This window comes from Kitasatospora sp. NPDC058115 (genome assembly GCF_042884635.1).
Taxonomy (GTDB): Bacteria; Actinomycetota; Actinomycetes; order Streptomycetales; family Streptomycetaceae; genus Kitasatospora.
In genome coordinates, this window is record NZ_JBHVTL010000012.1 from 114,989 (window position 1) to 126,003 (window position 11,015).

An 11,015-nucleotide genomic window follows, 5' to 3' on the forward strand; every position below is an offset into this window, starting at 1 on the left:
GAAGCTGCTCGACTACCTCAAGCGCGTGACGGCCGATCTCAAGCAGACCCGGCGCCGGTTGCACGAGGCGGAGGCCAAGGACCAGGACCCGATCGCCATCGTGGCGATGGGCTGCCGCTACCCCGGGCAGGTCAACAGCCCCGAGGAGCTCTGGCAGCTGGTCGAGCGCGGCGGCGACGCGGTCTCCGGCTTCCCCGCCGGCCGCGGCTGGGACCTGGAGGACCTCTACGACCCGGACCCCGGGAGCCCCGGCAAGTGCTACACCCGCGAGGGCGGGTTCCTGCACGAGGCGGGGGAGTTCGACCCGGGCTTCTTCGGGATCTCACCGCGCGAGGCGCTGGCCACCGACCCCCAGCAGCGGCTGCTCCTGGAGGTGGCCTGGGAGACCTTCGAGCGGGCCGGGATCGACCCGCTGTCGGTCAAGGGCTCCAGCACCGGCGTCTTCGTCGGCCTCGCCTACCAGGGGTACGCGGGCGACGCCGAGAACGCCCAGGAGCTGGAGGGCTTCCTGCTCACCGGCACCGCGCCGAGCGTCGCCTCCGGCCGGCTCTCCTACACCTTCGGCCTCGAAGGCCCGGCGCTGACCGTGGACACCGCGTGCTCCTCCTCGCTGGTCGCCCTGCACCTGGCGGTCCAGGCGCTGCGCCGGCGCGAGTGCTCGCTCGCGCTGGCCGGCGGCGCGGCGGTCATGGCGAGCACCGGGATGTTCACCGAGTTCAGCCGCCAGCAGGGCCTCTCGGTGGACGGCCGCTGCAAGTCCTTCTCCGCCGAGGCGGACGGCACCGGCTGGGGCGAGGGCGTCGGCCTGCTGCTGGTCGAGCGGCTCTCCGACGCCCGGCGCCACGGGCACCCGGTGCTGGCCGTGGTGCGCGGCAGCGCGGTGAACCAGGACGGCGCGTCGAACGGTCTGACGGCGCCCAACGGTCCCGCCCAGCAGCGGGTGATCCGCCAGGCGCTGGCGAGCGCGGGGCTCTCCCCGGCGGACGTCGACGCGGTGGAGGCGCACGGCACGGGGACCAGGCTCGGCGACCCGATCGAGGCGCAGGCGCTGCTGGCCACCTACGGGCAGGACCGGCCCGAGGAACGCCCGCTGTGGCTGGGCTCGTTGAAGTCGAACATCGGTCACACCCAGGCCGCGGCCGGGGTCGGCGGCATCATCAAGATGGTGCAGGCGCTCCAGCACGAGGTCCTGCCCAGGACCCTGCACGTGGACGAGCCCTCCCCGCACATCGACTGGTCGACCGGCGCGGTGCGGCTGCTGACCGAACCGGTGGCCTGGCCGGCGGGCGAGCGGCCGCGCCGCGCCGCCGTCTCTTCCTTCGGGGTGAGCGGGACCAACGCGCACACCATCATTGAGCAGGCTCCGGCCGCGCCCGGGGCGGACGAGGAGCCGTCGGCCCGCTCGGCCCCGCTGCCCGTCAAGGCGGCGGCTCCGGTGCCCTGGGTGGTCTCCGCCCGCAGCAGGGCCGCCCTGCGCGGGCAGGCGGAACGGCTGCTCTCCCACGTCATCGGCCTGCCCGACGTGCGGCCGGTCGACGTCGCCCGCGCGCTGGCGACCTCGCGCGCCGCGCTGGAGCACCGCGCGGTGGTGGTCGGCACGGAGCTCGCCGAACTCGTCGACGGCGTCCGCGCGCTGGCGCAGGGCGGCCCGTCGCCGCAGGTGGTCGAGGGGGTGACCGGCCGGGACGCCGGGCTGGCGTTCCTGTTCTCGGGGCAGGGCAGCCAGCGGGTCGGGATGGGGCGTGAGCTGCACGCGTCGTTCCCGGCGTTCGCGGAGGCGTTCGACGAGGTCTGCGCCGCCGTGGACGTCCACCTCGAACGGTCCTTGCGGGACGTGGTGTTCGGCGAGGACGCGGAGCTGCTGGGCCGCACGGAGTTCACCCAGCCCGCGCTGTTCGCGATCGAGGTGGCGCTGTTCCGGCTGGTGGAGTCCTGGGGGGTGCGGGCGGACTTCCTGGCCGGGCACTCGATCGGCGAGCTGGCCGCCGCGCACGTCGCGGGCGCCCTCTCCCTGGCCGACGCGGCCGAACTGGTGGTCGCGCGCGGCCGGTTGATGCAGCAGCTGCCGCCCGGCGGCGCGATGATGGCGGTGCAGGCCGCCGAGGGCGAGGTGCTGCTGACGCTGGCGGGCCGCGAGGACCGGGTGGGCATCGCGGCCGTCAACGGCCCGTCCTCGGTGGTGCTCTCGGGCGCGGAGGACGCCGTCCTGGAGGTCGCGGGGCTGCTGGAGGGCCGTCGCACCAAGCGGCTCGCCGTCTCCCACGCGTTCCACTCGCCGCTGATGGAGCCGATGCTCGCCGCCTTCCGCGAGGTCGCCGCACGCGTCACCTTCGCCGCGCCCACCCTGCCGATCGTCTCCACCCTGACCGGCCAGCTCCTCACCTTCGAGGAGGTGGCCGACCCCGACTACTGGGTGCGCCACGTGCGCCACGCCGTCCGCTTCGCCGACGCCGTCGAGACGCTGGCGGCCAAGGGCGCGGCGGTGTTCCTGGAGGTCGGCCCCGGCGGTCTGACCCCGATGGTGCAGGAGACGCTGGCCGGCGCGGTCGCCGTCCCCGCGCTGCGCGCCGACCGCCCCGAGGCCGAGTCCTTCACCACCGCCCTCGCCCGGCTGCACGCCCACGGCACCGCCCTCGACTGGGACGCCGTGCTCGCCGGCACCGACGCCCGCCGGATCGACCTGCCCACCTACGCCTTCCAGCGGGAGTCCTACTGGCTGGAGCCGGCCGCCCGTGACCGGCGCGAGCACCCGACGGCGGACGGCTGGGAGTACCGGGTCACCTGGACGCCGCTGCCGGACCTCCTCGCGGACGCCCCGCAGAACACGAGCACGGCGCAGGGCCGCTGGCTGCTCCTGGCACCCGCCGGCAGCGCGGCGCGGAGCACCGCCGACGCGCTGCGCGCGACGCTGGCGGCCCGGGGCGCGGACATCGACGTCCTGGAGCTCGACGGGCCCGCCGACCGGCAGGCCCTCGCCGCGCGGCTGCGCGCGGCCGCCGACGGCGAGGTGCCGCTGCGCGCGGTCGTCTCGCTGCTCGCCCTCGGCGACGACCGGGACGAGGACCAGGACCGGGGCGCGCTGCCCGCCGGTGTGGCGCCGACCCTGACCCTGGTGCAGGCCCTCGGCGACGCGGACGTCGAGGCGCCGCTCTGGTGCGTGACCCGCGGCGCGGTGGCGGCCGGCGGAGCCGACGAGCCGGCCGATCCCGCCCAGGCGCAGATCTGGGGTCTGGGCCGGGTCGCCGCCCTGGAGCACTCCGACCGCTGGGGCGGCCTGGTCGACCTGCCGCCGGCCGCCGCACCGGGGGAGGAGCGGCCGGAACCCGACGAGCCGGCCCTCGCCCGGCTGGTCGACGCCCTCACCTCGGACGGCGACGAGGACCAGCTGGCCGTCCGCGGCACGACGGTCCTGGCCCGCCGGCTGACCCGCCTCACCCCCGACGGCCCCGCCCCCGCCGACGGATGGGCGCCGCGCGGCACCGTCCTGGTCACCGGCGGCACCGGTGCGCTCGGCGGCCACGTCGCCCGCTGGCTGGCGCGCAGCGGCGCCGAGCACCTGGTGCTCACCAGCCGGCGCGGCCCCGCCGCCCCGGGCGCCGACGAACTCCGCGCCGACCTGGAGGAACTCGGCGCCCGCGTGACGATCGCGGCCTGCGACGTGACGGACCGGGACGCGCTGGCCGCGCTGCTGGCCGGCCTCCCGGCGGAGCAGCCGCTCACCGCCGTGGTCCACACCGCCGGCGTCGACACCGCGGCGATGCTCGCCGACACCGACCCGGAGGCCTTCGCCGCCGTGGTCGCGGCGAAGGCCGCCGGTGCGGCCCACCTGGACGACCTGCTGGGCGACCGTCCGCTGGACGCGTTCGTGCTCTTCTCCTCGATCGCCGGGACCTGGGGCGGGGGCGGCCAGGGCGCCTACAGCGCCGCCAACGCCGCCCTGGACGCGCTGGCCCAGGCCCGCCGGGCCCGGGGCCTCGCGGCGACCGCCGTCGCCTGGGGCCCGTGGGCCGAGTCGGGCATGGCCGGTTCCGCCGAGGTGGCCGGCAGCCTGCGCCGCCGGGGCCTGCGGCCGCTGGCGCCGGACGCCGCGATCGCCGCGCTGGCCGGGCTGCTGGAGCGCGGCGAGAGCGCCGTGACGGTGGCCGACGTGGCGTGGGAGCGGTTCGCCCCCGCGTTCACCGTGGTGCGGCCCAGCCCGCTGCTGTCGGAGCTGCCCGAGGTCCGGGCGGCCCTGCGGCCGGCCGCGGACCCGCGCGACGGCGACCTCTCCGAGGAGGCCGGCGCGCTGCGCCGCACCCTCGCCGGGGCCGGGCCCGCCGAGCGGGAACGCTCCCTGGTGGAGCTGGTCCGCGCCGAGGCGGCCGCCGTGCTCGGGCTGCGCGGCCCCCATCTGGTCGAGCCCGGACGGCCGTTCCGGGAGCTGGGCTTCGACTCGCTGACCGCGGTGGAGCTGCGCGACCGGCTGACCCGGGCCACCGGGGTCCAGCTGTCCACCACCGTCGTGTTCGACCACCCCACGGCCGACGCACTGGCGCGGCGGCTGCTCGCCGACCTGCTGGGCGGGGCCACCGCCCCCGGCACCGGGGACGGGCCCGCGACGGCCGGCCGGGACGACGAGCCGATCGCCATCGTCGCGATGAGCTGCCGCTTCCCCGGGGGCGTGCGCAGCCCCGAGGAGCTGTGGCAGCTGGTGGCCGGGGAGACCGACGCGATGTCGGTGTTCCCCGGCAACCGGGGCTGGGACCTGGACGCGCTCTACCACCCCGACCCCGACCACCCGGGCACCACCTACGCGCGCTCCGGCGGCTTCCTGCACGACCTGCCCGACTTCGACGCCGCCTTCTTCGGCATCTCGCCGCGCGAGGCCGTCGCCATGGACCCCCAGCAGCGGCTGCTGCTGGAGACCGCCTGGGAGCTGTTCGAGCGGGCCGGCATCGACCCGGCGACCGTGCGGGGCACCCCGACCGGCGTGTTCGTCGGCACCGGCTACCAGGACTACCTCCAGCGCGGCCTGGAGGTCTCCGACGACGTGGTGGGCTACCTGGGCACCGGCAACGCGGCCAGCGTGGTGTCCGGGCGGATCTCCTACACCTTCGGCCTGGAGGGTCCGGCGGTCACCGTGGACACCGCCTGCTCGTCCTCGCTGGTGGCCCTGCACATGGCCGTCCAGTCGCTGCGCAACGGCGAGTGCTCGATGGCGCTGGCCGGCGGTGTCACCGTGATGTCCAACTCCGGTGCCTTCGTGGAGTTCAGCCGGCAGCGCGCGCTCGCCGCCGACGGCCGCTGCAAGGCGTTCGCGGCCGCCGCCGACGGCACCGGCTGGGGCGAGGGCGTCGGCCTGCTGCTGGTCGAGCGGCTCTCCGACGCCGAGCGCCACGGTCACCGGGTGCTGGCGGTGGTGCGCGGCAGCGCGATCAACCAGGACGGCGCCTCCAACGGCCTGACGGCGCCCAACGGCCCCGCCCAGCAGCGGGTGATCCGCCGGGCGCTGGCGAGCGCCGGACTGTCGGCGGCGGACGTCGACGTGGTGGAGGGGCACGGCACCGGCACCCGGCTGGGCGACCCGATCGAGGCGCAGGCGCTGCTGGCCACCTACGGGCAGGACCGGCCCGAGGAACGCCCGCTGTGGCTGGGCTCGTTGAAGTCGAACATCGGTCACACCCAGGCCGCGGCCGGGGTCGGCGGCATCATCAAGATGGTGCAGGCGCTCCGGCACGAGCTGCTGCCCAGGACGCTGCACGTGGACGAGCCCACCCCGCACGTCGACTGGTCGGCGGGCGCCGTGGAACTGCTGACCGAACCGGTGGCCTGGCCCTCGGGCGCCCGCCCCCGCCGGGCCGGCGTCTCCTCCTTCGGGATGAGCGGCACCAACGCCCATGTGATCATCGAGGAACCCCCGGCCGCCCGCCCGGCCCCGGCGGCCGACGCCGCACCGCGGCGGACACCGCTGGAACCGGTGGCGGTGGTCCTGCCGCTGTCCGCCCGGACGGCCGGCGCGCTGGAGGAGCAGGCCGCCTCGCTCGCCGCGCTGCTCCACGCGCGGCCCGAGCTGCGGCCCCAGGACGTCGGCCACTCGCTCGCCACCACCCGCTCCGCCTTCGAACAGCGGGCGGTCGTGGTGGGCGGCGACCGGGCGGAGCTGACCGCGGGGCTGGAGGCGCTGGCGACCGGCGGCTCCCACCGGCTGGTGGCGCGCGGCACCGCGGGCGGCGAGCCGAAGACGGTGTTCGTCTTCCCCGGCCAGGGCTCGCAGTGGTCCGGCATGGCGGTCGGCCTGCTGGACTCCTCCCCGGTGTTCCGCGACAGCGTCGCCGCCTGCTCCCGGGCGCTGGCCCCGTACGTGGACTGGCGCGTGGAGGACGTGCTGCGCGAGGCGCCCGGTGCGCCAGGACTCGACCGGATCGAGGTCATCCAGCCGGTGCTCTGGGCGGTCATGGTCTCGCTCGCCGAGCTGTGGCGCTCCTGCGGGGTGCGGCCCGCCGCCGTGGTCGGGCACTCGCAGGGCGAGATCGCGGCCGCCTGCAGCGCGGGCGCGCTGTCGCTGGAGGACGGCGCGCGGATCGTGGCGCTGCGCAGCCGGCTGCTGGCCGGGGTGCCGGGCGGCATGGTCTCGGTGCCGCTGCCGGAGGCGGAGGTTGCCGGGCGGCTGGAACGGTGGGAGGGGCGCCTGAGCGTGGCCGCGGTCAACGGCCCGCAGAGCGTGGTGGTGGCCGGCGACCTCGACGCCGTCGAGGAACTGCTCGCCGCCTGCGAGGCCGAGGGGGTGGCGGCCAAGCGGGTGCGGGTGGACTGCCCCTCGCACTGCCCCCAGGTCGAGGTGCTGCGCGAGGAACTCGCCGGGATGCTGGCCGGGATCACCCCGAAGGCGCCGGCCGTGCCGTTCTACTCCACCGTCACCGGCGAGGTGGTCGAGGGCGCCGAGCTGGACGCCGACTACTGGTACCGCAACCTGCGCCGGCCGGTGCAGTTCGAACGGGCCGCGCGGCGGTTGCTGGCCGACGGCCACCAGGTGTTCGTCGAGGTCAGCCCGCACCCGGTGCTGGCGTTCGGTCTGCAGGAGACCGTCGACGCCGTCACCCGCGAGGAGGACGGGGCGCCGGACGCCGGTGCGCGGCGCGGCCTGCCGCCCGCCGTGGTGCCCACCCTGCGGCGCGGTGACGGCGGCGCCCGGCGCTTCCTGATCTCGCTCGGCGAGGCCCACACCCACGGGGTGCGGACCGACTGGTCCGCGGTCTTCGCGGGCTGGGACGCGCGGGAGACGGACCTGCCGACCTACCCCTTCCAGCGCCGGAGGTACTGGCTGGAGACGGCCGCCCGGCCCGCCGCAGCGGCGGCCCCGGAGGCGGACGCCGAGTTCTGGGCGGCCGTCGAACGCGAGGACCTGGCGTCGCTGACCGGGGACCGGCGGCTGGCGCAGGACGCCCCGCTGGGCTCGGCCCTGCCCGCGCTCTCCGCCTGGCACCGGCGCCGCCGCGAGGAGTCCGAGGCGGACGGCTGGCGCTACCGGATCACCTGGCAGTCCGTCCCGGAGCCGGTGGCGCCCGGGCCGGCCGGGAGCTGGCTGGTGCTGCTGCCGCCGGAGCCGGCGGCCGGTCCCGCTCCCGCCGCCGAGCTGGCGCTGAACGCCCTGGCCCTGCACGGCGCCGAGGTGGTCCGGCTGACCGCGGGGGACGACGAGGACCGCCGGGCGCTGGCCGGGCGGCTGCGCCGGGCCGCCGACGGCCTCGGCGCGGACGGCCCGCGCGGGGTGCTGTCGCTGCTCGCGCTCGACGAGCGGCCCCACCCCGGGCATCCGGGCCTGTCCCTGGGCCTGGGCCGGACCCTGACGCTGGTGCAGGCGCTCGGCGACGCCGGGATCGCGGCCCCGCTGTGGTGCGCCACCCGGGCGGCGGTCTCCGTCGACGGCCTCGACACCGGCGCCCGCGACACCGCCCCCGGTCCGCTGCGCGGCACCGCCCAGGCACAGGTCTGGGCGCTGGGGCGGGTCGCCGCGCTGGAACTGCCCGCCCGCTGGGGCGGCCTGGTCGACCTGCCTGACCTGCCCGGGGGCGCGGCGGCCACGGACGGCCGGATCCTCCGCCGCCTGGCCGCCGTGCTCTGCGGCGCCACCGCCGAGGACCAGCTCGCGCTGCGGGCCGGCGGCCTGTACGCCCGGCGGCTGGTGCGGGCCCCGCGCCCGGCCGGTCCCGCCGCGCGGCCCTGGCAGGTGCGCGGCACCGTGCTGGTCACCGGGGGCACCGGCTTCATCGGCGGCCAGGTCGCCCGCGCCCTCGCCGCCGACGGCGCCGAGCACCTGGTGCTGGCCGGCCGCGCCGGGGCGGCCGCCGAGGGCGCCGAGCAGCTGCGGGGCGACCTGGAGGCGCTGGGCGCCAAGGTGACGCTCGTCGCCTGCGACCTCGCGGACCGGGCGGCGGTCGCCGACCTGGTGGCCGGCCTGGACGACCTGGCGCCGCTCAGCGCCGTGGTGCACGCCGCCGGAGTGGGCGGCGCGCCCGCGCTGCTCGCCGACACCACCGAGGCGGAGTTCGCCGCCGTGCTGGGCGCGAAGGCGCTCGGCGCCGCGCACCTGGACGAACTGCTGGGGGAACGCCCGCTGGACGCGTTCGTGCTCTTCTCCTCCGGCGCCGCGGCCTGGGGCAGCGGCGCCCAGGCCGGCTACGCGGCCGCCAACGCCTTCGTGGACGCGCTCGCCGAGAACCGTCGCGCCCGCGGGCTGGCCGCCACCTCCGTCGCCTGGGGCGCCTGGGGCGGCGGCGGCATGGTCGACGCCGCCGCCGGGGAGCGCCTGCGGGCGCGCGGCCTGGAGCCGATGAGCCCCGAGCTGGGAGTCCTGGCGCTGCGCCGCGCGGTGGAGGGCGGGGACACCACGCTGGTGGTCGCCGCCGTGGACTGGGAGCGCTTCGTGCCGGGCTTCACCGCGGCCCGGCCCAGCCCGCTGATCGGCGAGCTGCCCGAGGTCGCCCGGCTGCTCGCCGCGCAGGAGGGCGAGGACGCCGCCGACGACGCCGCCGAGCCTCCGCTGCTGCGCCGGCTGGCCGCCCTGGAGGTCGGCGAACACGCCTCGGAGATCGTGGAGTTCGTCCGCGGCGAGGCCGCCGCCGTCCTCGGCCATCCCTCGAAGGAGGCGGTCCAGGCCCAGCACGTGTTCCTGGAACTGGGCTTCGACTCGCTCACCGCCGTCGAGTTCGGCAAGCGGCTCAGCCGGGCCAGCGGCCTTCGGCTGCCGAGCACGCTGGCCTTCGACCACCGCACCCCGGCCGAGGTGGGGCGGCGGCTGCTGGCCCTGCTGGCGGAGCGCGGCGGTGCCCCGGCCGGTGGGCCCGCGGACGCGCCGCAACAGCCGCGGCCGGAGCCGGAGCCGGAGTCGCAGGACCTGATCGTCTCGCTCTACCGCCGGGCCGGGGAGCTCGGCCGGATGGCGGAGGGGATCGAGCTGGTCACCGCCGCCGCCCGGCTGCGGCCGGTCTTCGCCGCGGCGTCGGCCGCCGACCACCTGCCCGCGCCGGTGGCCTTCGCGCAGCACCCGGACGGCCCGCAACTCGTCTGCCTGGGCCCGTACATGGCGCCGTCGGGCGTGCACCAGTACGCCCGGTTCGCCGCCGCGTTCGGCGGCCGGCGCGGCATCTGGGCGCTGTCCGAGCCGGGCTTCGTCCCGGGGGAGGCGCTGCCGCAGGACGTCGCCGCGCTGGTCGAGGTGCACGCCACGGCCATCGAACGCAGCGTGGGCGACCGGCCGGTGGTCCTGGTCGGCTACTCCTCGGGCGGCTGGGTGGCCCACGCGGTCGCCTGCCACCTGGAGCGGCTCGGACGCCCGGTGGCGGGGATCGTCATGCTGGACAGCTTCACCCGGCGCGAGCGGATGGGCGAGCGCTTCCAGTCGGCGGTGGTGGAGGGGCAGTCGGAGCGCTTCGGCTTCGTCTCCGCGCCGGGCACCCAGCTCACCGCGATGGGCGGCTACCTGAGGATCTTCGAGGACTGGGACGCGCCGCGGGCCGCCGCGCCGACGCTGGTCGTCCGGGCCGCGGAATGGATGGCCCGGGACGGGGCGGACGCCGACGACCGCCCCGCCGCCCCCGAGCACGCCGACACCGTGGTCGAAGTGCCCGGCAACCACTACACCCTGATGGAACGTCATGCCCACGAGGCCGCCGCGGCGGTCGACGCCTGGCTGGACGCGCTCGGCCCGGTGGGGCCGTGACCGCCGCCGGCAGCCCCCTCCCACCCACGACGCAAGGAGCGACAACTCCCGTGAACCGTCCCGCTGACGACGACGACCGGTGGATCCGCAGGTTCCACCCGCGCCCCGACGCCGCGGTCCGCCTGGTCTGCCTGCCGCACGCAGGAGGCTCCGCGAGCTACTTCCTCCCGGTCTCCCGGGCGATGCCGCCGTCCGTGGACGTCCTGTGCGTCCAGTACCCCGGACGTCAGGACCGCCGCGCCGAACCGCTCGTCGACAACGTCCCCGACCTCGCCGACCAGGTCCTCGCCGCGCTGCTGCCCTGGACGGACCGGCCGCTGGCCTTCTTCGGCCACAGCCTGGGCGCCACCCTGGCGTTCGAGGTCGCCCGGCGCCTGGAGCGGCAGAAGGGGCTGGTGGCGGCCGGCCTGTTCGCCTCCGGGCGCCGCGCCCCCTCCACCCACCGCGTCGAGACGGTGCACCTGCGCGACGACGACGGCCTGATCGCCGACATCCGCGAGCTGAGCGGCACCGACGACCGGCTGCTGGGGGACGAGGAGATCCTGCGGATGATCCTGCCCGCCACCCGCGCCGACTACCGGGCCGCCGAGACCTACGCCTACGAGCCCGGCGAGGCCCTGCGCTGCCCGCTGTCCGCCCTGGTCGGCGACGACGACCCCAAGGTCACCGTCGACGAGGCCGCCGCCTGGGCCGACCACACCGAGGGCCCCTTCGACCTGCGGGTCTTCCCCGGCGGCCACTTCTACCTGGCCGACCACCAGGCCGCGGTCATCGAGGCGGTGACCGCGCGGCTGACCGCTCGCTGAGCGTCCCGGCC

At 77.3% G+C, this 11,015-nt stretch carries 1 protein-coding gene and 1 pseudogene; both read left to right on the forward strand.

Going from position 1 to position 11,015, the window contains the following annotated elements:
* Window position 1: 1 nt before the first annotated feature.
* A pseudogene (locus tag ACFVVL_RS15000) lies at window positions 2-10,198 on the forward strand (type I polyketide synthase); the annotation flags it as partial.
* Between the two features lie 50 nt (window positions 10,199-10,248).
* Complete coding sequence (locus tag ACFVVL_RS15005; protein ID WP_387675057.1) at window positions 10,249-11,004, forward strand: thioesterase II family protein; 756 nt, start codon at window positions 10,249-10,251, stop codon at window positions 11,002-11,004.
* Window positions 11,005-11,015 lie beyond the last annotated feature (11 nt).